Below are 22,100 nucleotides of genomic sequence, written 5' to 3'. Positions count from 1 at the left end.
GCCCCCCCGCCCGCCGGCGCCCAACCGGACCCACACGCCCACCCCGGGCCGGACACCCCGCCTCTCCCCGCCCGCAATCCGCGCAAAGCCCGGGATTTGTGGCGACGGGTGGCGTTTTCCCGTCAGGGCGGGCAGGGTGGTGCCGGTAAAGGAGGTGCCACATGGTCTTCGGGCATTGGAACCAGACGGGGGTGGATATCTGGCTCACGCTGATCGGGATTGCGGTGGTCGGGCTGGTGCTGCTTTACGTGGTGCGGCGGAAGAAGTGAGGGGGCGGCCCGTGGATGGGCCGGCCCCGTTGGGGGGCAAGGTCAGGCGGCCGCGGCGTCGGGGCGGCTGAAATTCACCTCGCGGGTCACCTGCCAGCGGCCGTCCTCGAAGACGAAGTCGATGCTGAGGTCGATCATCATCTTCGGGCCGCCCACGGGGATCTTGCGGGAGATCAGCACGTGGCCGCGATGGCCCGAGACCGTGAGGCGGTGGAGGTTGAACCAGAGGTGATCCTCGGGCGTCTTGTCGCGGAACGTCTCCTGCAGCATCGCCATGAAATCCTGCTTCTGCAGGGTCATCAGGCGGCCGTCGATGCTGAGGTCCATCACCTCGATATCCTCGTGGTAGATGGTGTCGAGCGTGGCCATGTCGGCGCGCACGCCGGCCTGCATGAGCTCGTCGAGCCGGGCGCGGAGGGTGGTTTCGGTGGGTTGGGTCATGAGGGTTCCTTTCAGGCGTGGGTGCCGTTGATGGGGGTATTGGCGAAGGCGCCGCGGCGGAAGCCGATGCCCTTGGCGATCCATGCGAGGTCGGGGCGGGCGAAGGGGACGTTGGAGATGTCGGTGATCTGGAGGAGGCCTGCATCGTCGATGACGAAGAGGCCGGGTTCGGCGAAGGGCGCCTCGACGTCGCGGCCGTTCTCAAGTCCGGAGATGTAGAGGCCGAGTTGCTGCATCTGCGGGATGGTGAGCCCGTGGGCCACGTCGAATTGCGGTGCGACCTCCTCCATGTGGGCCGCCGCGCGGGCCTCGCTATCGGCCGAGATGGCGAGCACGTCGGTGCCCTGGGCCGTGAAGTCGGGCAGGCGGTCGTTCAGGTCCTTCAGGTAGGTGGTGCAGAGCGGGCAGTGCTTGCCGCGGTAGACGATGGTGAGCTGCCAGTCGAAGCCGTCGCGCGGCTTGGCGAGGCTGCGCGTGCCGCCGGAGAGCACGGGGAGGTCGATCGCCGGAAACGGGGTTCCGGCGGCGAGTTTGGGGGTGGTCATGGGGTGTCCTTCATATTATATATCGAACGATACACATATGCCGGTGGCGGCGGAGCGGGTCAAGGGTTATATATTGAACGATACAAAAAAATTAGGGCGGCCGCGGAGTTTCGACTATGACGCGGCGCTGAGGCAGGCGATGCATGTCTTCTGGACGATGGGCTATGACGGCGCGTCGCTGCGCGATCTGAAGGGGGCGATGGGGATCACCGGGCCCAGCCTTTACGCGGCCTTCGGCGACAAGCGGGAGCTGTATCTCAAGACCATCGACCATTACCGCGATGCCGAGGGCTGTGCGCCCCTGGTGGCCTTCGAGGCGGAGGAGGATATCGCGGCGGCGATCCGGGCCTTCCTGACGGAGATCATCGACGCGGCCACGGGTCACGAGAGCGGGGCGAAGGGGTGTTTCCTGGCCTCGAGCGTGGCGACGACGGCGGGGCAGGTGGAGGGGGTTTCCGAGCGGCTGCAGGCGGCGATTGCCGAGGCGCAGGCGCGGCTGACGGCGCGGTTCGAGCGGGAGGTGGAGAAGGGCACGCTGCCCGAGGGGTTCCCGTCAGGGGCGCGGGCGGCGCTCTTGTTCGATATAAGGCAGGGCTACATGTTCCGCGGCCGGGCCGGGGCGGGGCGGGACGAGCTGATGCGGGATCTCGACGCGCGGGTGGCGCTGTTGCTGGCGTGAGCCGGGCCGCGGCGAGGCGCGGCCCGGAGTAGTGCGTCAGTGGGCGGGCTTGATGAAGGTGCCGTTGCGCAGCTCGCTCATGGCGGTCATCAGCTCTTCGCGGGTGTTCATCACGATCGGCCCGTGCCACGCCACCGGCTCCTGTATCGGCGCGCCGGAGACCAGCAGGAAGCGCACGCCTTGCTCGCCCGCCTGCACGGTGATCTCGTCACCGGTGCCGAAGCGGATCAGGGTGCGGTTCCCCGACATGTCGCGGATGTTCACCTCCTGCCCGCCGACCTCCTTCTCGAGCAGCACGCCGGTGGGGGCCGAGGCATCGGCAAAGGCGCCGGAGCCTTCGAAGACATAGGCGAAGCTGCGCCGGTAGGTGTCGACCTTGAAGGTCTTCTTCACGCCCGCCGGCACCGAGATGTCGAGGTATTGCGGATCGGCGGCGATGCCGTCGACCGGGCCGGTCCTGCCCCAGAAGCTGCCGACGACGACGCGCACGGTGGTGCCGTCATCGTCGGTGATCACGGGGATGTCGCCGCCCTTCACGTCCTGGTAGCGGGGCGCGGTCATCTTCAGCGACGAGGGCAGGTTGGCCCAGAGCTGAAACCCGTGCATCTGGCCGCGGTCGTTCCCCTTGGGCATCTCCTGGTGCATGATGCCGGAACCGGCGGTCATCCATTGCACGTCGCCCGCGCCCAGCGTGCCGGTGTTGCCCAGCGAGTCGCCGTGCTCGACCGTGCCCGACAGGACATAGGTGATCGTCTCGATGCCCCGGTGGGGGTGCCACGGGAAGCCTTGCGCGTAATGTTCCGGCACGTCGTTGCGGAAATCGTCGAAGAGCAGGAACGGGTCGAGCTCGGACGGGTCCTGGAAGCCGAAGGCGCGGTGAAGGTGGACGCCGGCGCCTTCCATCGTGGGCTGGGCGGGGCGTTGTTCGAGGATGGGTCTGAGGGACATGGTGTGGTCCTCCTTTCCCGACAGATGTAGAGATTTGCGGCCGCCGCACCAGAGGGGCGGATCACCGGTTCCGGCAGGGCGTTTGTGCGCGGATGCGCAAATCCCCCTCGCGCCTGGGCGGCGGAGGTTGTAGAGCCGGGGCAGACGTTCGGGAGAGCAAGAAATGCGCGACGATGAGACGGTGCTGGCGGTTGTCCGCGCCTCGGCCATGCGGCGGGGGCTGGGAGTGACGATGCTGGCGGTGCTGGGGCTGCTGCTGATCTATACCGGGATTGCCCGGCCGCCGGCGCATTTCGGCTGGCAGGCGTTCCTGGTGGTGATGGGGATGATCGCGCTGTGGGGGGCCGAGCGGATGCGCCGGGCGACACGGGCGACGGTGGAGCTGACCGAGGCCGGGCTGCGCACCAGCGACGGCGAGGAGATCGCGGCGCTGGACAATATCGCCTCGGTCGATCGGGGGGCGTTCGCGTTCAAGCCGTCGAACGGGTTCATCCTGCGCCTGAAGCGCCGGGCGCCGGGCCGCTGGCAGCCGGGCCTGTGGTGGCGGATGGGCCCGCGCGTGGGCATCGGCGGGGTGACGCCGGGCGCGCAGGGCAAGGTGATGGCCGACATCATAGCCGCGAAACTGGCCGAGCGCGAGATGCGCTGAGCCGGTTTACGAGCTGCATTCCTCGAAGCAGAGCTGCGGGGCGAAGCGGATGGAGGTGAAGACGCGGGTGTCGATGTTGATCTTGTCGCCGAAGACCAGCCCGAAGAGCGAATCGTATTCCGAGACGCTTTCCACCACGATCACCTGATCGCCGTCATTCATGACCGGGAACTTGTCGTGCTGGTCGCGGGTGTCGCTGCTGCGGAGCACGGTCATCCGCCCCTCGCCGCGCAGTTTCGACCAGGCCACGTCGTAATCGTCGTCATCGGCGTCGTAGCGGATGATGGTGATGCGAAGCTGGTTGTCGCCCGAGTCGTTGGAGATCTCGTCGAACAGGATCTTGGCGTTGTCGATATAGGTCTCGTTGACCTCGGCCTGTTCGCGCGAGAGCATGTCGGCGATGGTGTAGGTCGCCTTGATGCGGACGCTCTTGTAGCGGTGGATCTCGAAGAATTCGTAGGTGGCGCAGACCGTCCAGAAAAGCAGCGGGAAGGCGATCACGGATTCGACCATGAACGAGCCGCGCTCGTCGTCGCGGAAGCTTTTCAGCAGGTGCTTGAGATACAGCCAGGACATCAGAGCGGCTCCTGCACGAAGGCGGTCATGGACACGATCGCGGATTGCCCGCTCGCATTCTTGCTGAGCGCGCTGCCGAGCGCGTCGTCGGGGAAGAGCGGGTCGAAGCGCAGGCAGGCGCGCAGCAGCATGAGCTGGTTCTGCTGGCCGGGCGTGAACTGTTTCACCGGTTTCGAGGGCTCGGCCGCGTCGGTGCAGTCGGCGGTGCGGTCGAGCGAGTTGTAGGAACGCATGTCGGCCGAGCGCATTTCCAGCCGCAGGGTGGTGTCGCAGTCGCGGATCATCATCGCGTGCTCGCAGATGAGATCCTTGATGTCGTTGTGCTGCGGCGCGGTGCCGGTGCCGAGGCGGATTTCCCGCACCGCGATGTCGAGCCCGCGTTCCAGCAGGGTGTAGCGCAGGGTGACGAAGCCCAGCTCGATCGACATCAGCATGAGGGCGAGATAGGCCGGGAAGACCAGCACGAACTCGACCGAGGCGTTGCCGCCCTCGTCGCGGAGGAAGCGGCGCAGCTCGTATTTGAAGGGGCCGATCATTGGGTCAGCCTCAGGTTCTGCACGTTCGAGGCGATGGAGCTGAACGCGGCGGAGATGTTGGAGCCGTTGGTCGGGTAGTAGTGGTTGCCCGAGGAGGCGCAGGCGCGCAACTGGGTCTCGGCGTTGCCGCCCGAGGAGATGGAATAGCCGATGGTGTAGACCACCACGCCCTGGGTCTTGGTGGCCGAGCAGATCGCCTGCATCCTCGTGTCCTTGGTGCCGCCGCTTTCCCGCTCGGAATAGCGGTAGTCGTTCCACGGGCCCCAGTTGCCGGTGAGATTGCCGTACCAGTCCGGCGACATCATGCCCCACGCCTGTTCCCAGGTCAGGCGTTCCTCGCCGACATACCCTTCGGAGGCGCGGAGGTTGGACATTTCATGCGAGTTGAGCCAGTCGTTCTCGTCGACATCGTAGTAGTCACTGCCGTTGCGCACGAAATAGGAGGTCTTCGCGTCGTCCGCAGGCTCGTAGATGCATTCGAAGAACGAGTAGCCGCAATAGCCCTCGTAGGAGGACGAGGTGTAGCGGCGCGAGACGTTCCAGGTGAAGTAGCCGTACTCGAACTCCATTTCCTGGAACGTGATCTTGTAGAGCGGTGAATTGGCGCCGCGATAGGAGCTGTTCTCGTCGAAGTAATAGGAGTCGGTGTTCTGGCCGTCGGCCATCAGCACGATGATCTTGAGCGTGTCGCCCTCGGTGTAGGAAGAGGGGATGTTGGCGAGCGAGTCGTCGACGACGTCGACGCCCGGCGCCTGCAGGGCGGTGAAGACGCTGGCGAATTGCGGGTCGAGCATCGCCGCGCCCCATTTCATGCCGATATGGGCCGAGGTGTTGCCGTCGGCGTCGAGCGCGTTGATCCGGGCGTAGAGGTCGGCCTCGCTCATCGAGTAGGGCAGGATCTGGGCGCGGTCCTCGGGGAAGCAGGAGCGCCATTCGGCGTCGAGGTTGTCGAACCCGCCATAGAGCGAGGTGTAGATCTGCTGGTCGTAGGCGGTTGAGGGGTTGATGCTGGCGGAGCTGTAATCCGACGAGTAGAAGCGCAGGCAGGACGAATAGTCATGCGTTTCGTTCACCGTCAGCGCGTCGTAGATCTCCCGCCCCGGCGCCACGTTCCACGAGAACGGGATGAGCGAGATCACCGTGTTGCCCGGGTCGGAGCCGTTGAGGATGGTGGTGACGAACTTCTTGGCGGCGGCCTGCAGGTTGGTGAGCTTGGTGCCCTCCATCGAGCCCGAGACGTCGAGCACGAGCGAGACCTCGAGCTTGGGCGTGCGCACCTCGGCCTCGGCGGCGCCGAAGGCGTTGAGATGGTCGACGCCCGACAGCTTCATCAGGTAGGTGTCGATGGTCATGCTCGCCTCGGCATAGGCGCGGGTCGCGTTCAGCGAGGTCTCGATGTCGTCGTCGCCGTCGCCGTCGGTGTCGATGTCATGCAGGTATTGCGACATGTCGTTCTTGGTGAAGTAATCTTCGATGATTTCCTTCACGTCGTTGACTTCGGACCCGATGGGCGCGCCGGCGCCGGCGAGCACCGCGCTGTCGAGCGTGGCCTGGAGGTGGGTACGCTCCATCTCGTAGCGCATCAGGTCGATGCCGAGGCCGGCCATGATCAGCATGAAGACGAACATGAAGAGGGTGAGGATGATGGCGTTGCCGTCCTCCTCCCGCCCGAAGCGGCCGAGCTCGTCCCCGAGCGCGTTGCCGCCACGGCGCAGGGCCCGCCGGGCCAGCACGCGTTCGCGGGCCTGTCGCCACGTGGTTCTACCACCGGAAAACTTCAGCATCACGGGTCCCTCACACCAAAAAACGCAGAATCGCGCACACTTTTTGACCGGCAAGATATTGCTGACCACCATGGCACAAATATGGCGAAACTGCGAATTATTCCCCTGAATCAGGCGGTTATCGGGAAACTATGGGGCGGGCTTGGGGCGATTGTTGCGTTCCCGTGGCGGATCGCCGCCGGGGCTGCCCGGAAAATCGGCGGGTGGACAAAGCCACGCCATGCAGTAACGATACCGTCAAAAAAGATCCGTAGACACCGACAGGGCGGACGCGAAACGCAAATGGGAGAGACGTGACATGACAAGCCCCCGGAAGGAACCGAGTTTCCGCGAAAGCGTGGATCTGATGTTCAACCACGCGGTCGCGCTGATGGACCTGCCGCCGGGGCTGGAGGAGAAGATCCGGGTCTGCAACGCCACCTATACCGTGCGTTTCGGCGTGCGGCTGCGCGGACAGATCCAGACCTTCACCGGTTATCGCAGCGTGCATTCCGAACACATGGAGCCCGTGAAGGGCGGCATCCGCTATTCCATGGGCGTCAACCAGGACGAGGTCGAGGCGCTGGCGGCGCTGATGACCTACAAATGCGCGCTGGTCGAGGCGCCGTTCGGCGGCTCGAAGGGCGGTCTGCGGATCGACCCGCGCGAATGGGACGAGCACGAGCTGGAGCTGATTACCCGGCGCTTTGCCTACGAGCTGGCCAAGCGCGACCTGATCCATCCCAGCCAGAACGTGCCCGCCCCCGACATGGGCACCGGCGAGCGCGAGATGGCGTGGATCGCCGACCAGTACCGGCGGATGAACACGACCGACATCAACTCGCGCGCCTGCGTCACCGGCAAGCCGGTCAACGCCGGCGGCATCCAGGGCCGGACCGAGGCCACGGGGCGCGGCGTGCAATACGCGTTGCAGGAGTTCTTCCGCCACCCCGAGGACATCAAGGCCGCGAAGCTGTCTGGCACGCTCGACGGCAAGCGGGTGGTGGTGCAGGGCCTCGGCAACGTGGGCTATCACGCCGCCAAGTTCCTTTCGGAGGAGGATAGCTGCAAGATCGTCGGCATCATCGAGCGCGACGGCGGCCTGTGGGACGATGACGGGCTCAACGTCGAGGAGGTGCGCAACTGGATCGCCAAGCATGACGGGGTGAACGGCTATTCCTCGGGCAAATACGTCAAGGACGGGTCGAGCTTCCTGGAAGAGGAGTGCGACATCCTGATCCCGGCGGCGATGGAGGGGGTGATCAACCTCGACAATGCCGAGCGGATCAAGGCGCCGCTGATCATCGAGGCGGCGAACGGCCCGGTGACCGCCGGGGCGGACGAGATCCTGCGCAAGCGCGGCACGGTGATCGTGCCGGACATGTATGCCAACGCCGGCGGTGTGACCGTGTCGTATTTCGAGTGGGTCAAGAACCTCAGCCACATCCGGTTCGGCCGGATGGGCCGGCGGCAGGAGGAGGCGCGCCACCAGCTGATCGTGTCCGAGCTGGAGCGGCTCGACGCGCATCTGGGCGATGCCTGGGTGATGTCGCCCGACTTCAAGAAGAAGTACCTGCGCGGGGCGGGCGAGCTGGAGCTGGTGCGCTCGGGTCTCGACGACACGATGCGCACCGCCTACCAGCAGATCCGCGAGGTCTGGCATGGCCGCGAGAACGTGCATGATCTGCGCACCGCCGCCTACCTGGTGGCGATCACCAAGGTGGCGGCGAGCTACCGGGCGCTGGGGCTCTGACAGGCGTGGCGGGGCGGGATGTCGACCTGTCCTGCCGCTGCGGGAAACTGACCGGGCGGCTTCTGGGGGCCTCGCCCGCCACGGGTTGCCGGGTGACCTGTCACTGCAAGGATTGCCGGGCCTTTGCCACGCATGTGGGCGGGGCGGACCTGCTTGACCGCAATGGCGGGACGGAACTGTACCAGACCTTGCCGGCGCGGTTGGAGATCACCTCGGGCCGGCAGCATCTGCGCGCGCTGCGGCTGTCGCCCAAGGGGATGATGCGCTGGTACGCGGGGTGTTGCGGCACGCCCGTGGGCAATACGCTGGCGGGGCCGGGGTGGTATTTCCTGAGCCTCGTGGTGGCGCTGGTGCCGGAGGAACAGGCGGCGGCGCTGGGGCCGAACCGGGGGACGTTCTTTGCCAAGGACGCGCCTGAGGGGGCCGAGCCGCCGGCGGATCACGGGAAGTGGGGCCTGCTGTCGGGGGCGTTCGGGCGGCATTTCGCGGCCGTGTTGGGGCTGGCGCCGAAGGGGTCGCCTTTGTTTGAAGGGGGCAGGCCGGTGGTTGAGCCGGAGGTTCTGACGAAGGAGCAGCGGGTGAAGGCTGAGGCGGTATAGGCCGGGGGCGCCGCGCATCGCTGGGCCGCGGTGCGGCGAACCGACATTGGTGGCCTGGCGCTTTATGGTGGCCAAGTACATCCATCCTGCATGCGTTACGCTCCGCCTGCAAAATCGCCGGGCCGGGGGGCGGCCCTGCGATGCGCGGCGGTGCGCCTTTGGCGCACCTTGATTCCGCGCGGTACTTTGCTTTGAGGTGGGGTTGTCGCCGCCAGACCTGAATTTGTCGAACCGGTGATCGCATGGCATTCCGCGTGTTGCTATCCGGGGCGGGACTTGCTTCACTCCGCGCAATCAAAGGGGAGTCTCCACATGCGCTTTTCCGGCTTGCGCGTTCTCAAGGAAGGCCTGACGGGCAACAAGGGCTGGCAGGCCCATTGGCGCGATGCCGAGCCGAAATCCGACTATGACGTGGTCATCATCGGCGGGGGCGGGCACGGGCTCTCGACGGCCTATTACCTGGCGAAGAACCACGGCATCCGCAACGTGGCGGTGCTTGAGAAGGGCTATCTCGGCGGTGGCAACGTGGGGAGGAACACCACGATCGTGCGGGCCAACTATTTCCTGCCGGGGAATTCGGAATTCTACAGCCACTCGCTCAAACTGTGGGAGGGGCTGGAGCAGGACCTGAACTACAACACCATGCTGTCGCAGCGCGGGCAGATCACGCTGTTCCATTCCGACGGCCAGCGCGACGCGGCGATCCGGCGGGGCAATGCCATCGTCAACCAGGGCGACGAGGCGGAGCTTCTGTCGCTGGCGCAGCTGAAGAAGATGGTGCCTTATCTCGATTACGAGCAGCAGCGCTTTCCGATCCATGGCGCGCTCATTTCGCGCCGGTCGGGCACGGCGCGGCACGACGCGGTGGCGTGGGGCTACGCGCGCGGCGCGAGTGCGCGGGGCGTGGACCTGGTCCAGAACTGCGAGGTGACGGGGATCGATATCGAGGCTGGCAAGGTCAAGGGCGTGCAGACCTCGCGCGGGGCGATCCGGGCGAAGAAGGTGGCGATCATCGTCGCCGGCCGGTCGAGCCAGGTGGCGGAGATGGCCGGCATGCGCCTGCCGATCGAGAGCCACGTATTGCAGGCCTTCGTGACCGAGGGGCTGAAACCCTGCATCGACCACGTGATCAGCTTCGGCATGGGGCATTTCTATATCAGCCAGTCCGACAAGGGCGGGCTGGTCTTCGGCGGCGATCTGGATTTCTACGCCTCCTACGCGCAGCGGGGCAACCTGCCGATGGTGGAGCACGTGATGGAGGCGGGGATGACCCTGATGCCGGCGATCGGCAAGGCGCGGGTGCTGCGCAGCTGGGGCGGGATCATGGACATGTCGCCCGACGGCTCGCCCATCATCGACCGGACGCATATCGGCGGGCTCTACCTCAATTGCGGCTGGTGCTATGGCGGGTTCAAGGCGGTGCCGGGCTCGGGCCATACGATGGCACACCTGGTGGCCACCGACACCCCCCACGAGGCGGCGGCGCGGCTGCGGCTGGACCGGTTCCGCACGGGGTACGGGCTGATGGACGAGGAAGGCACGGGGATGCAGCATAACCTGCATTGACGGTTTGCGTGGCGAGGTCGGGGACTTGAGTATTTTCGGAACAATGAAAGGCGCGGGGATGAGCTTGGACCGTGGCGCGCGGGGAGAGGGCGGGAGTTTGAGTATTTTTGGAAAGATGAAAGTGGTGGGTTGTGCCCTGTGTCTGGCCGGGGTGTTGGGCGGGGCGGCTGTCGCGCAGGAGGAGGCGCTGCCGGCGGGGAAATACACGCTCGATCCGTATCACTCGACGCTGGTTTTCTCGGTGAGCCATCTGGGGTTTTCCGATTACGTGATGAGCTTCGACAGGTTCGAGGCAGAGCTCGAGCTCGACCCGGCCGATCCGGGGCAGGCGGCGCTGAACGTGACGGTGGATCCGGCCTCGCTCGACGTGCCGCGGCCGCCGGAGGGGTTTCTCGAGGAGCTGATGGGCGAGAGCTGGCTGAACACGGGCGCGCATCCGGAGATCGGCTTCGTCTCGACCGGGATAGAGATGACCGGCGGGGAGAGTGCGACGGTGACGGGGGACCTGACGCTGCTGGGGGTGACGAAGCCCGTGACGCTGGAGGTCACGTTCAACGGCGGTTACGCCGGGCACCCGATGGACCCCAACGCGCGGATCGGCTTTTCGGCGGAGGGCGCGTTCAACCGCTCGGATTTCGGGATGGGCTACGGCATACCGGCGCCGGGCACGACCATGGGCGTGGGCGACGAAGTGACGGTGCGGATCGAGACCGAGTTCACCGGGCCGGCGATGGAAGAGAAGAAGGACTGAGGCGAGCGTCATGCGGATCACCTGCCCCCTTTGCGGCGCGCGCGACCGGCGCGAATTCTATTACAAGGGCGATGCCGTGGCGCTGGCCCGGCCCGCCCCGGAGGCGGGCGACGCGGCATGGGACGACTATGTCCACAACCGCGACAACCCGGCCGGGCCGACGCGCGAGCTGTGGTGTCACGAGGCCGGCTGTTCGGCCTGGCTGATGGTGACGCGGGACACGCGGACGCACGAGATTTCGGGGGTCGAGCTGGCATCCGACGTGGCGGCGGACATGGCGGGGGCGGGCGCATGAGGATCGCGGGCGAGGGGCTGATCAACCGCAGGCGCCGGGTGGAGTTCACCTTCGACGGGCGCGCCTACCAGGGGGTCGAGGGCGATACGCTGGCCTCGGCGCTGCTGGCCAACGATATCCGGCTGATCGGGCGGTCGTTCAAGTATCACCGGCCGAGGGGCCTGTTGACTGCCGGAAGCGAGGAGCCCAACGGCCTCGTGACCACGGGGCGGGGTGCGGGGCAGGAGCCCAACATGCGCGCCACGATGGTGGAGCTGTTCGACGGGTTGCAGGCGCGGAGCCAGAATGCCTGGCCCACGCTGGATGTCGACCTGTTGGCGATCAATGACCTGGCGGCGCCGTTCCTTGGGGCGGGGTTCTATTACAAGACCTTCATGTGGCCGGCGAAATTCTGGGAGAAGCTTTACGAGCCGGTCATCCGCCGGGCGGCGGGGCTGGGCGCGCTGTCGATGCGGGCCAATGCGGACAAGTACGAGAAGGCCTGGGCGCATTGCGACCTGCTGGTGATCGGCGCGGGGCCAACCGGGCTGATGGCTGCGCTGACGGCGGCGCGGGCCGGGCTCGACGTGGTGCTGGCGGAGGAGGACACGCGGACGGGCGGAAGGCTCAATGCCGAGACGTTCGAGGTGGATGGCGTGCCGGGGCGCGTCTGGGCCGAGGAGGTGACGCGGGAACTGGCGGCGATGGAGAATGTGCGCATTCTCACGCGGACGACGGTGACGGGGGCCTATGACCACGGCACCTATGGTGCGCTGGAGCGGCTGTCGCCGTGGGACGCGGCGAAGAAGGGCGCGCCGAGGGAATGTTTCTGGCGGATCGTGGCAAAGCGGGCGGTTTTGGCGGCCGGCGCGATTGAACGGCCCATCGCGTTCCAGAACAACGACCGGCCGGGGATCATGAACGCGGGCGCGGTCAGGGCCTATCTCAACCGCTGGTGCGTGAGCCCGGGGCAGAGCGTGGCGGTCTTCGGCAATAATGACGATGCGCACAGGACGGCGGAGGATTTGCTGGAGGCGGGGGTGCATGTGAGCGCGCTGGTGGATGCGCGGCATGATGCGACGACGGGCCTCGACGTGCCGTTCTACGCCGGGGCGCAGGTGTGCAACAGCGAGGGGCGGCGCGGGCTGGAGGCGGTGTCGATCGCCACGGCGTCGGGCATCGAGAAGGTGAAGGCCGAGGCGCTGGCCGTCTCGGGCGGGTGGAACCCGACGGTGCACCTGACCTGTCACATGAACGGGCGGCCGGTGTGGAACCCGGAGATTGCCGCCTTCGTGCCGCAGCCGGGGGCGGTGCCGGGGCTGGTGACGGCGGGGGCGTGCGAGGGGGTGTTCTCGACGCGGGGCTGTCTGGAGGCGGGCGTGCGTGTGGCAAAGGCCGTGCTGGAGGAGCTGGGCGTGAAGGTGCCCAAGGTGGATGTGCCCGGCGCCGAGGATAGTGACTACGATATCAGCCCGCTCTGGGCCGTGCCGGGCAAGGGGCGGGCGTGGCTGGATTTCCAGAACGACGTGACCGTGAAGGACGTGAAGCAGGCCGCGACGGAGAATTTCCGCTCGGTCGAGCATATGAAACGCTACACGACGCAGGGCATGGCGACGGACCAGGGGAAGAACTCGAACGTGGTCGCCTTGGCGGTGCTGGCGGACGTGACCGGGCGGGGGATACCCGAGACGGGGACGACGACGTTCCGGCCGCCCTACGTGCCCGTCTCCATCGCCGCGCTCGGCGCGGGCGGGCAGGGCAAGGGGTTCGCGCCGCAGCGCTTCACCACGTCCCATGCCGCGAGTGTCGAGCGGGGCGCGCCGATGATCGAGGCGGGGCTGTGGTACCGGCCGAGTTACTTCCCGCAGAAGGGCGAGCGGACATGGCGGCAAGCCTGCGACCGGGAGGTCGCGATGGTGCGCGCGCATGTGGGGGTGTGCGACGTTTCCACCCTGGGCAAGATCGACATCCAGGGGCCGGATGCCGGGCCATTTCTGGATTTCGTCTATACCAACCTGTTCTCGACCCTGAAGGTGGGGCGGGTGCGCTATGGCCTGATGCTGCGCGAAGACGGGCACGTGATGGATGACGGCACCACGGCAAGGCTGGGCGAGACCCATTACGTGATGACCACCACCACCGCGGCGGCAGGGGAGGTGATGCGGCATCTTGAGTTCGTCCATCAGGGGCTGTGCCCGCAGATGGATGTGCGCTTTGTCTCAGTGACCGAGCAATGGGCGCAGTTCGCGGTGGCCGGGCCGAAATCGCGCGATCTGCTGAACGGGGTTCTGGGCGAGGCGATCGACGATGAGAGCTGGCCGTTCATGTCCTGCGGGGAGGTCTCCGTCGGCGGCGTGAAGGGGCGGCTGTTCCGGATTTCGTTCTCGTGCGAGCATGCCTACGAGGTGGCGGTGCCGGCGCGCTATGGCGCGGCGCTTTTTGCCGAGCTGGTCAGCCGGGCCGAGGCGATGGAGGGCGGGCCTTACGGGATGGAGGCGCTGAACGTGCTGCGCATCGAGAAGGGGTTCATCACCCATGCCGAGATACACGGGCGGGTCACCGCCTTCGATATCGGGATGGGCCGGATGGTGAGCGCGAAGAAGGATTGCATCGGCAAGACCATGGCGGCGCGGCCCGGCCTGACGGATGAGAACCGCGAGCAGCTTGTGGGGCTGAAGCCCGTGGGCGCGGTGAAGTTGCTTGTCGCCGGCGCGCATCTCTTCAACGAGGGGGAGGAGGCCGTGCGCGTGAACGATCAGGGCTACATCACCTCGGTCGCCTTCTCGCCCACGTTCGGGCATGTGCTGGCGATGGGGTTCCTGAAGAACGGGCGGGCAAGGATCGGCGAGCGGATCCGCATGGTGGAGCATCTGAAGGGGGTGCAGACCCTGTGCGAGGTGATCGACCCGGTGCAGTTCGACCCGGAAGGCGGGCGCGTGCGTGGCTGAGTTGACGGCAATGACCCCGCTGGACGGGATGGCGCCGCTGGCGATCGGCGGGGTGACGTTGCGCGAGGTGGATCTCGGGCGGCTGACCTCGGTGGCGCCTTACAAGGGCAGGGATGCGGCGCTGGGCAAGGCGCTGAAGGCGGCGCATGGCATGGGCTGGCCGGAGCCGAACCGGGCCACCGGCAAGGATGGCGCGCGGGCGATCTGGTTCGGGCAGCGCATGGCGTTGCTGGCGGGGCCGGAGCCGGCGGCGGGGCTTTCCGAGCACGCCGCGCTGACCGACCAGTCGGATGCGTGGACGGCGGTGACGCTGGAGGGGCCGGGCGCGGCGGACGTGCTGGCAAGGCTGGTGCCGCTCGACCTGCGGGCCGGAGTGTTCGCGCCGGGCCATACCGCGCGGACGGAGTTGCAGCACATGATGGCGTCGGTCACGAAGACGGGCGAGGCGGCGTTCCTGATCCTCGTCTTCCGGTCGATGGCGCAGACGCTGCTGCATGACATGCAGGTGGCGATGGAAGGGGTTGCGGCACGGGGCCGGCCCTGACACTCTGTCCCGGTTGGGTGTCATGGAGGGGTCTGTCGTGCCACGGCTGTGCCTTGCACTTTTGCTGAGTATCGCGCTGCCCGCTGCGGCGGCGGCGCAGGGGCTGAGCCGCGAGAATTGCCGGGCGACGCGGGATATCCTTGCGCAGGTGATCGAGGGGCGGAAGGCCGGGATGTCGGCCAAGGCGGTGACCGCGCAACTGTCGGAGGGCGCGCAGGCGGTCGACGAGAAATACGTCGAGACCGTGCCGCCGCTGGTGAAGCTGGCCTATTCGCTGGAGCCCGCGATGCTGACCGGGCAGGTGGCGAAGGATTACGAGGCGCAGTGCCTTAGCTATAAGCCCTGAGCCCTCTTTCCCCCGCGCGCCGATTGCCCCATATTCAGGGGATGAGCCTGCCCCCCGGATTCTTGGACGAGTTGAGAACGCGCACCTCGCTGTCGCAGGTGGTGGGCCGCAAGGTCATGTGGGACAACCGCAAGTCGAACCAGGGCAAGGGCGACATGTGGGCGCCGTGCCCGTTCCACCACGAGAAGACCGCCAGTTTCCACGTCGATGACCGGAAGGGGTATTATTACTGCTTCGGCTGTCACGCGAAGGGCGACGCGATCAGCTTCGTGCGCGAGACCGAGAACGTGGACTTCATGGAGGCGGTGAAGATCCTGGCGCAGGAGGCCGGGATGACCGTGCCCGAGCGCGACCCGCAGGCCCAGCAGAAGGCCGACCGGCGGACCGAACTGGTGGAGGTGATGGAGATGGCGGTGCGCCATTTCCGGATGTCCCTGAACACCGGGGCCGGGGCGGCGGCGCGGGAGTACCTGACGGGCCGTGGCCTGAAAGAGGATGCGCTGGAGCGGTTCGAGATCGGTTTTGCCCCCGATGGCTGGCAGGGGTTGTGGGATCACCTGACCGGCAAGGGGGTGGAGCCGCAGAAGATCCTCGATTGCGGGCTGGCGAAGGCGTCGCAGAAGGGCGGCAAGCCCTATGACACGTTCCGCAACCGGATCATGTTCCCGATCCGCGACGTGCGCGGCCGCTGCATTGCCTTTGGCGGGCGGGCGATGGACCCGAATGACAACGCCAAGTATCTCAATTCGCCCGAGACCGAGCTCTTCGACAAGTCACATACGCTTTACAACCACGCGCCTGCGCGCGAGGCGGCGGGCAAGGGCCAGCCGCTGATCGTGGCCGAGGGCTACATGGACGTGATCGCGCTTTCGGAGGCGGGGTTCGGGGCGTCGGTCGCGCCGCTGGGCACGGCGGTAACCGAGCACCAGCTGCAATTGCTGTGGCGGATGTCGGACGAGCCCATCGTGGCGCTGGATGGCGACACGGCGGGCCTGCGCGCGGCCTATCGCGTCATCGACATCGCCCTGCCGCTTCTGGAGGCGGGCAAGTCGCTGCGCTTTGCCCTGATGCCCGAGGGGCAGGACCCCGACGACCTGTTGCGCCGGGCGGGCGCCAAGGCGGTGCAGGACGTGCTGGATGCCGCGATGCCGATGGTGACGCTGCTGTGGCAGCGCGAGACGGAAGGGCGCAGCTATGACAGCCCCGAGCGGCGCGCGGCGCTCGACAAGGCGCTGCGCGAGAAGATCGCGCTGATCCGCGACCCCTCGATCCGGCACCATTACGGCGAGGCGGTGAAGGAGCTGCGCTGGCAGCTTTTCAACCCGCGCAACAACCGGTCGCAGGGGGGGCAGGGCGCCCGGCGCACCGGCGGCGGCAAGGGCAAGTGGACGCCGGTGGCCCCGGTCCGGGCCGAGACCAAGAGCTCGCTTCTCGTGACCTCGGACGAGAAGGCCTATGGCGAGCTGCGCGAGGCGGTGATCCTGGCCGTGCTGATCCTGACGCCCGAGGTGCTGGACGAATTCGAAAGCCGCATCGAGGAGCTGCCCTGTACCGGGCGCGACCACGCCCGCCTGCGCGACCTGCTGGTCCGGCACGGCGAGACGGGGGCGGAAAGCCTGCATGAATATATTGCCGCCGAAATGGGCGAGGGGGCCGTTGAAAACCTCTGCCGCCGCCCCCATGTGGCGCTTATTCCCGCGGTGCGCCGGCCGGGTGATCATGACCTTGCCCGGCAGACCGTGAAGGAAGAGCTTGAGAAACTCGACGCCGCGCGCGGATTGGAACAGGAAATCAGCGAGGCATCCGAGGATATCGGGGGCATGGCCGGAGAGTTCGTGACCCACCGGCTCAAGGCGGCCGCGCAGGCGCGTGAAAGTGCCACGCGCAGCGTGCAGGAGGATCAGACCGAGTATGAAATCGGGGCCAATGGCGCACCGGTCAGCCGGTCGGAAAAGGAAGCGTTCGACGCCTTGCTGGAGACCATGGGGTTCCGGAAGAAGCACGATGAGTGACTTTTGGGCACGAATCAGTAAAGAAATCAGGGTAAAGGGTTTGCGAATCACCTATTCGCGCTATTGATTCGGATTATCCTCGAATCACCCGCCCACTGTTCAGGAGACGTTCATGGCCGCCAAGGACAACGACGACCAGAAGCCCGAAGATCAGGAGGCCGAAATCTCGCTCGACATGAGCCAGGCTGCGGTCAAGAAGATGATCGCCGAGGCGCGCGAGAAAGGTTTCATCACGTACGATCAGCTCAACAAGGTGCTGCCGCCCGACCAGGTGGGCAGCGAGCAGATCGAGGACGTGATGTCGATGCTGTCGGAGATGGGCATCAACATCATCGAGGACGAGGAAGCCGAGGAGGAAGAGCAGAAATCGACCGCCGTGGCCGAGATCGGCCGCAAGGGCGAGCTGACGCTGGGCTCGGGCAAGGAAGAGAAGCTCGACCGGACAGACGACCCGGTGCGCATGTACCTGCGCGAGATGGGGTCGGTCGAACTGCTCAGCCGCGAGGGCGAGATCGCCATCGCCAAGCGGATCGAGGCGGGGCGGAACACGATGATCGCGGGGCTGTGCGAAAGCCCGCTGACCTTCCAGGCCATCACCATCTGGCGCGACGAGCTTCTGGGCGAGGACATTCTGCTTCGCGACGTGATCGACCTCGAGACCACCTTCTCGGGCCAGATGGGCGACGAGGAAGGCGAGCCGATGGTCGAGGCGGCGAACATGGCCTCGGCCCCCTCGGGCGGCGGCCAGAAGGAGGAGGGCGGCTCGGAGCCCGAGCTCGACGCCGACGGCAACCCGCTCTCGCGCGAGGATGACGGGGACGAGGACGAGGACGAACAGGCCAACATGAGCCTTGCCGCGATGGAGGCCGCGCTGAAGCCGCGCGTGCTGGAAACGCTCGACCGGATCGCCAACGATTACGAGAAACTGTCCGAGATGCAGGACAGCCGGATCTCGGCCACGCTCAATGAGGACGGCTCGTTTTCCCAGGCGCAGGAGGATACCTACCAGAAGCTGCGCTCGGAGATCGTGCAGCTGGTGAACTCGCTGCACCTTCACAACAACCGGATCGAGGCGCTGATCGACCAGCTTTACGGCATCAACCGCCGGATCATGCAGATCGACAGCGCGATGGTGAAGCTGGCCGACCAGGCGCGCATCAACCGCAAGGAATTCGTCGACGAGTATCGCGGGCGCGAGCTTGATCCCAACTGGCTCGAGGACATGGCGGCCAAGTCGGGCCGTGGCTGGCAGGCCTTCATGGAACGCTCGCCCGGCAAGGTGGCCGAGCTGCGTGCCGACATGGCGCAGGTGGGCCAATACGTGGGCCTCGACATCAGCGAGTTCCGCCGCATCGTGGCGCAGGTGCAGAAGGGCGAGAAGGAAGCCCGCAACGCCAAGAAGGAAATGGTCGAGGCGAACCTGCGGCTGGTGATCTCGATCGCCAAGAAATACACCAACCGTGGCCTGCAATTCCTTGATCTCATTCAGGAGGGGAACATCGGCCTGATGAAGGCGGTCGACAAGTTCGAGTATCGCCGCGGCTACAAGTTCTCGACCTACGCGACCTGGTGGATCCGGCAGGCGATCACCCGCTCGATCGCCGACCAGGCGCGCACCATCCGTATCCCGGTGCACATGATCGAGACGATCAACAAGCTGGTCCGCACCGGCCGCCAGATGCTGCACGAGATCGGGCGGGAGCCCACGCCGGAAGAGCTGGCCGAGAAGCTGCAGATGCCGCTCGAGAAGGTCCGCAAGGTGATGAAGATCGCCAAGGAGCCGATCAGCCTCGAGACGCCCATCGGCGACGAGGAAGACAGCCAGCTCGGCGATTTCATCGAGGACAAGAACGTCATCCTGCCGCTGGACAGCGCCATTCAGGACAACCTGAAGGAAACCACGACGCGGGTACTGTCCTCGCTCACCCCGCGCGAGGAACGGGTCCTGCGGATGCGCTTCGGCATCGGCATGAACACCGACCACACGCTCGAGGAGGTGGGCCAGCAGTTCAGCGTGACCCGCGAACGGATCCGTCAGATCGAGGCCAAGGCCCTGCGCAAGCTGAAGCACCCGAGCCGGTCGCGGAAGCTGCGGTCGTTCTTGGATCAGTGAGCGGGCGGTACATTTGATGGACAGGGCGGGCCGTCGGGAGACGGCCCGCTTCGTTTTCGGGGTCGGCCTTGACTTGATCCGCCCCCGCGCCCACCCTTTGAGGGGTCCGGCTTCTGCCCGGTGCTGTAACGAATGAAAGGCTGCCCATGTCGCTCTTGTCACGTCTCTTCGGGTCCGGCTCCGGCTCGGACAAAGGTTCGGGCAAGGGCTCGGCGCCCGCGCATGACCCCGTCACCTACCAGGGCTTCACCATCCATCCGGAACCGATCAAGGAAGGCGGCACCTACCGGGTCGCCGCGCGGATCGAGAAGGAAGTGGCGGGCGAGGTGAAGGCGCACCAGCTTATCCGTGCCGACATGATGAGCGACCCCGACGGCGCCGCCGCGGAGTCGGTGCGAAAGGCGCAGCGGTTGATCGACGAGCAAGGGGAGCGGCTGTTCGACCGGCCTCGGTGAGGGTGAAGGTGGGCAGTCCCGAACCGGCGGCGGGTTCCGATACGGTGCCAGTGAAACCGGCCGGGAGAGCGCCGGCCCGTGGGGAGGCGCTGCAACATAATTGGCCCACGCTTTATGGTGCCGAGTACATCTTCCCTACGAGCGTCACGCTACACCCGCGAAAGCGCCTGCCCGTGGGGACGGGCCGGCGCTCGCCCGGCGCCGCGTCAAGGCGCGGCTTGACTCCGGGCGGGCGCGCGCGTCGGCCGAGGACACCTTAGCAGACCAATGCATTAAGAAACGCCTACCGCCCCGCCAGCCATTCCGCCACACTCATCCACACCGGCAACGTCCCCGCGCTCAGGATCGTCGTCTGGGCAATGAGCGTCGCCGCCAGCCGCCGGTCGGCGCCGAAGCCCGCCGCCAGCACATGCGCCGCCGAGGCCGTGGGCAGGGCCGCGAAGACCACCAGCACCGGCACGATGGGCGCCGAAGAGCCGAGCGCCAGCGCCACCAGCGTCACCGTCAGCGGCAGGATCACCAGCTTGGTCGTCACGAGGATGCCGGTAAACCGGTCGAGCCGCCCCAGCGCCCGCCAGTTGAGCGTCGCCCCGATCGAGATGAGCGCCACCGGGATCGCCGCCTCGGCCAAGAGCGTCACCGGCGCCAGCACCGGCGCGGGGATCGTCAACCCCGACAGTCCTACCGCCACCCCCGCAAGGCTCGCCAGCAGGAACGGGTTCAGCACCACCCGGCGCAGCATCGCCCCGAGGCGGAGCCCCTCGCCGCGCGACAGGGCCGAGACGGCGAAGATGTTGGCGAGCGGAATGCCGAGGCCGATGGTCACCGAGTAGAGCCCGATATCGGCCGAGGGCAGCGCCTGCACCAGCACGAAGCCCAGGGCCGTGTTGAACCGCCATGCCGATTGCCAGCAGCCGGCGAAATCGAGGAAGCGCTCGGGCCCGAAGGGGCGGGCGAGCCAGCCCAATGCCAGCCCCAGCGCCAGCACCGACCACACCAGCGGGCCCACGATCAGCAGGCTGGCCGGTTCGATGGGCCGGGAGGCGGCGGCGGTGAAGATGAGCGCAGGGAAGAGGATCTCGAAATTCAGCCGGTCGAGCCCGGCCCAGGCGTTCTCGCTCAGCCGGTTGCGCACCAGCCCGCCCAGAAGGACGAGCAGGACGACGGGCAGAAGGCCGGTGACGAGGATGGGCAGCATCGCGGGCAAGGGTCCGGTGGCGGGGTTCGCCCCCTCATGCCCGCTCGGCGCGGCAGGGTAAAGGCCCCCGGCGCGATTGCGTCATCGCCGTTGCCGGGGGCCGGGCGCATGGCGTATGTCTGGTGGCAGTTGGTTCATGTCATTTCCGGAGACCCCGATGCGCCTGTGCCTCATCGCCGCCTGCCTCGCCTTCTCACCCATGACCGCCGCCGCGCAGTCCGGCTGCGCGGGCATCCCGCTCTTCCAGTGCCAGTCGGGCAGCAAGTCCATCGACCTCTGCCTTGCCGGCGACGTGGCGGTCTATCGCTACGGGCCCGCGGGCCGCGCGGCGGAGCTGGTGCTGGAACGGCACGTGACCGAGGTGGACCTGCAGCCGTGGAACGGCGTCGGGCGCTACCTGTGGGAGGAGGTGACGCTTTACAACGCGGGCCATTCCTATGCGCTCAATTACAGCATCGACCGGATGGCGCAGGGCGATCCGCAGGTGACGGGCGGGGTGACCGTGGCGAAGGGCGGCCAGGTGCTGGCCGAGGTGCAATGCAGCCCCGGCACGGTGGGCGCGCATGATTTCTACCCCGTCTTCGAGCGCAAGGAAGCCAACGGGCAGTGCTGGAACCGCGACAGCTTCGCCTGGCAGCGGTGCTGAGGCCCGTGCAGACCGGTTTCGGCATCGAAACGCGGGGGCAGGGGCTCTACGAGTTCACCGGGCAGGTGGAAAGCTGGCTGCGCGGCTCGGGCGCGGGCGAGGGGCTGCTGACGCTCTTCATCCGCCATACCTCGGCCAGCCTGCTGATCCAGGAAAACGCCGACCCCGACGTGCAGCGCGACCTGCTGGCCTATTTCACCCGGCTGGTGCCGCCCTCGGACGACCCGTCGATGGGCTACCTGCGGCACACGATGGAAGGGCCCGACGACATGCCCGCCCATATCAAGGCCGCGATGATGCCGGTGAGCCTGACGATCCCGGTGAGCGGTGGGCGCATGGCGCTGGGCACCTGGCAGGGGCTGTATGTCTTCGAGCATCGCGACCGCCCGCATGTGCGGCAGGTGGCCGCGCATCTGGCTGTGTCCGGCTAGCCAGACAGGCCGGATTTCGCTGCAGCGCAACAAACATCCGTTGCGGGGATTCAAAAAG

At 66.8% G+C, this 22,100-nt stretch carries 23 protein-coding genes; 16 read left to right on the top strand and 7 right to left on the bottom strand.

Features of this window, described 5'->3' with window-relative positions; all coding sequences use genetic code 11:
• Positions 1 to 161: 161 nt before the first annotated feature.
• Positions 162 to 269 carry an LPXTG cell wall anchor domain-containing protein gene (locus RLN94_RS04975; RefSeq protein ID WP_350122931.1) on the top strand — a complete coding sequence of 36 codons (108 nt, stop codon included), beginning with the start codon at positions 162 to 164 and terminating at the stop codon, positions 267 to 269.
• Positions 270 to 311: 42 nt separating this feature from the next.
• On the opposite strand, the gene RLN94_RS04970 is transcribed toward RLN94_RS04975, so the two are convergent.
• Both RLN94_RS04970 and RLN94_RS04965 read right to left on the bottom strand, forming a co-directional pair.
• Entirely contained in the window at positions 312 to 710 is a 399-nt protein-coding gene (locus RLN94_RS04970) for a hypothetical protein (protein WP_350122932.1), read from the bottom strand.
• Between the two features lie 11 nt (positions 711 to 721).
• The gene (locus tag RLN94_RS04965) at positions 722 to 1,255 is read right to left on the bottom strand and encodes a redoxin domain-containing protein (protein ID WP_350122933.1); all 534 of its coding nucleotides are present in this window, start codon (positions 1,253 to 1,255) and stop codon (positions 722 to 724) included.
• A 73-nt stretch (positions 1,256 to 1,328) separates the two neighbouring features.
• Here RLN94_RS04965 and RLN94_RS04960 point away from each other — a divergent pair, with 73 nt between their 5' ends.
• On the top strand, positions 1,329 to 1,934 hold the full coding sequence (locus RLN94_RS04960) for a TetR/AcrR family transcriptional regulator (protein WP_350122935.1): 606 nt from the start codon (positions 1,329 to 1,331) through the stop codon (positions 1,932 to 1,934).
• A gap of 36 nt (positions 1,935 to 1,970) precedes the next feature.
• On the opposite strand, the gene RLN94_RS04955 is transcribed toward RLN94_RS04960, so the two are convergent.
• Complete coding sequence (locus RLN94_RS04955) at positions 1,971 to 2,882, bottom strand: pirin family protein (RefSeq protein ID WP_350122938.1); 912 nt, start codon at positions 2,880 to 2,882, stop codon at positions 1,971 to 1,973.
• Positions 2,883 to 3,045: 163 nt separating this feature from the next.
• On the opposite strand from RLN94_RS04955, the gene RLN94_RS04950 reads away from it, so the two are divergent.
• The gene (locus RLN94_RS04950) at positions 3,046 to 3,531 is read left to right on the top strand and encodes a hypothetical protein (protein WP_350122941.1); all 486 of its coding nucleotides are present in this window, start codon (positions 3,046 to 3,048) and stop codon (positions 3,529 to 3,531) included.
• A gap of 6 nt (positions 3,532 to 3,537) precedes the next feature.
• Here RLN94_RS04950 and RLN94_RS04945 read toward each other — a convergent pair whose 3' ends face one another.
• From RLN94_RS04945 to RLN94_RS04935, 3 genes are read right to left on the bottom strand one after another with little or no spacing between them, the layout of a single operon-like run.
• Positions 3,538 to 4,107, bottom strand: a complete 570-nt coding sequence (locus RLN94_RS04945; RefSeq protein ID WP_350122944.1) for a TadE/TadG family type IV pilus assembly protein — start codon at positions 4,105 to 4,107, stop codon at positions 3,538 to 3,540.
• Positions 4,107 to 4,643 (bottom strand): TadE/TadG family type IV pilus assembly protein, encoded by a 537-nt coding sequence (locus RLN94_RS04940; RefSeq protein ID WP_350122947.1) that lies wholly within the window; start codon positions 4,641 to 4,643, stop codon positions 4,107 to 4,109. Before RLN94_RS04940 ends, RLN94_RS04945 begins: the two co-directional genes overlap by 1 nt.
• Positions 4,640 to 6,427 (bottom strand): pilus assembly protein TadG-related protein, encoded by a 1,788-nt coding sequence (locus tag RLN94_RS04935; RefSeq protein ID WP_350122950.1) that lies wholly within the window; start codon positions 6,425 to 6,427, stop codon positions 4,640 to 4,642. The genes RLN94_RS04940 and RLN94_RS04935 overlap by 4 nt, the downstream gene beginning before the upstream one ends.
• A 298-nt stretch (positions 6,428 to 6,725) precedes the next feature.
• Here RLN94_RS04935 and RLN94_RS04930 point away from each other — a divergent pair, with 298 nt between their 5' ends.
• The 11 genes from RLN94_RS04930 (at position 6,726) to RLN94_RS04880 (ending at position 19,767) form a co-directional block, all read left to right on the top strand.
• Positions 6,726 to 8,159, top strand: coding sequence for a Glu/Leu/Phe/Val family dehydrogenase (locus RLN94_RS04930; protein ID WP_350122953.1), 1,434 nt, complete (start codon positions 6,726 to 6,728; stop codon positions 8,157 to 8,159).
• A gap of 5 nt (positions 8,160 to 8,164) precedes the next feature.
• Entirely contained in the window at positions 8,165 to 8,758 is a 594-nt protein-coding gene (locus RLN94_RS04925; protein ID WP_350122956.1) for a DUF6151 family protein, read from the top strand.
• A gap of 312 nt (positions 8,759 to 9,070) precedes the next feature.
• Entirely contained in the window at positions 9,071 to 10,324 is a 1,254-nt protein-coding gene (locus RLN94_RS04920; protein ID WP_350122959.1) for a sarcosine oxidase subunit beta family protein, read from the top strand.
• Positions 10,325 to 10,421: 97 nt separating this feature from the next.
• Positions 10,422 to 11,075 (top strand): YceI family protein, encoded by a 654-nt coding sequence (locus RLN94_RS04915; RefSeq protein WP_350122962.1) that lies wholly within the window; start codon positions 10,422 to 10,424, stop codon positions 11,073 to 11,075.
• A 10-nt stretch (positions 11,076 to 11,085) separates the two neighbouring features.
• A complete protein-coding gene (locus tag RLN94_RS04910) occupies positions 11,086 to 11,370 on the top strand; it encodes a sarcosine oxidase subunit delta (protein ID WP_350122965.1) in 285 nt (94 codons plus the stop codon).
• Entirely contained in the window at positions 11,367 to 14,297 is a 2,931-nt protein-coding gene (locus RLN94_RS04905) for a sarcosine oxidase subunit alpha family protein (RefSeq protein WP_350168620.1), read from the top strand. The genes RLN94_RS04910 and RLN94_RS04905 overlap by 4 nt, the downstream gene beginning before the upstream one ends.
• The gene (locus RLN94_RS04900; protein WP_350122971.1) at positions 14,290 to 14,841 is read left to right on the top strand and encodes a sarcosine oxidase subunit gamma; all 552 of its coding nucleotides are present in this window, start codon (positions 14,290 to 14,292) and stop codon (positions 14,839 to 14,841) included. The genes RLN94_RS04905 and RLN94_RS04900 overlap by 8 nt, the downstream gene beginning before the upstream one ends.
• 22 nt (positions 14,842 to 14,863) lie before the next feature.
• Entirely contained in the window at positions 14,864 to 15,187 is a 324-nt protein-coding gene (locus RLN94_RS04895) for a hypothetical protein (RefSeq protein WP_350122974.1), read from the top strand.
• 41 nt (positions 15,188 to 15,228) lie between these two features.
• On the top strand, positions 15,229 to 17,199 hold the full coding sequence (gene dnaG / locus RLN94_RS04890) for a DNA primase (RefSeq protein WP_350122977.1): 1,971 nt from the start codon (positions 15,229 to 15,231) through the stop codon (positions 17,197 to 17,199).
• A 112-nt stretch (positions 17,200 to 17,311) separates the two neighbouring features.
• Positions 17,312 to 19,312 carry an RNA polymerase sigma factor RpoD gene (rpoD, locus tag RLN94_RS04885; protein WP_350122980.1) on the top strand — a complete coding sequence of 667 codons (2,001 nt, stop codon included), beginning with the start codon at positions 17,312 to 17,314 and terminating at the stop codon, positions 19,310 to 19,312.
• Between the two features lie 146 nt (positions 19,313 to 19,458).
• Positions 19,459 to 19,767: an HlyU family transcriptional regulator gene (locus RLN94_RS04880; RefSeq protein ID WP_350122983.1), complete on the top strand. Its 309-nt coding sequence runs from the start codon at positions 19,459 to 19,461 to the stop codon at positions 19,765 to 19,767.
• A 283-nt stretch (positions 19,768 to 20,050) separates the two neighbouring features.
• Here the strand turns inward: RLN94_RS04880 and RLN94_RS04875 are convergent, their stop codons facing one another.
• On the bottom strand, positions 20,051 to 20,965 hold the full coding sequence (locus RLN94_RS04875) for an AEC family transporter (RefSeq protein WP_350123321.1): 915 nt from the start codon (positions 20,963 to 20,965) through the stop codon (positions 20,051 to 20,053).
• Between the two features lie 157 nt (positions 20,966 to 21,122).
• On the opposite strand from RLN94_RS04875, the gene RLN94_RS04870 reads away from it, so the two are divergent.
• Both RLN94_RS04870 and RLN94_RS04865 read left to right on the top strand, forming a co-directional pair.
• Positions 21,123 to 21,611, top strand: a complete 489-nt coding sequence (locus RLN94_RS04870; RefSeq protein ID WP_350158503.1) for a hypothetical protein — start codon at positions 21,123 to 21,125, stop codon at positions 21,609 to 21,611.
• Positions 21,612 to 21,616: 5 nt separating this feature from the next.
• Positions 21,617 to 22,042: a secondary thiamine-phosphate synthase enzyme YjbQ gene (locus RLN94_RS04865; RefSeq protein ID WP_350122989.1), complete on the top strand. Its 426-nt coding sequence runs from the start codon at positions 21,617 to 21,619 to the stop codon at positions 22,040 to 22,042.
• The last annotated feature ends 58 nt before the right edge of the window (positions 22,043 to 22,100 follow it).

Source organism: Roseovarius sp., from assembly GCF_040223625.1.
Taxonomy (GTDB): domain Bacteria; phylum Pseudomonadota; class Alphaproteobacteria; order Rhodobacterales; family Rhodobacteraceae; genus Roseovarius.
This window is presented reverse-complemented; position numbering and strand designations above follow the sequence as displayed.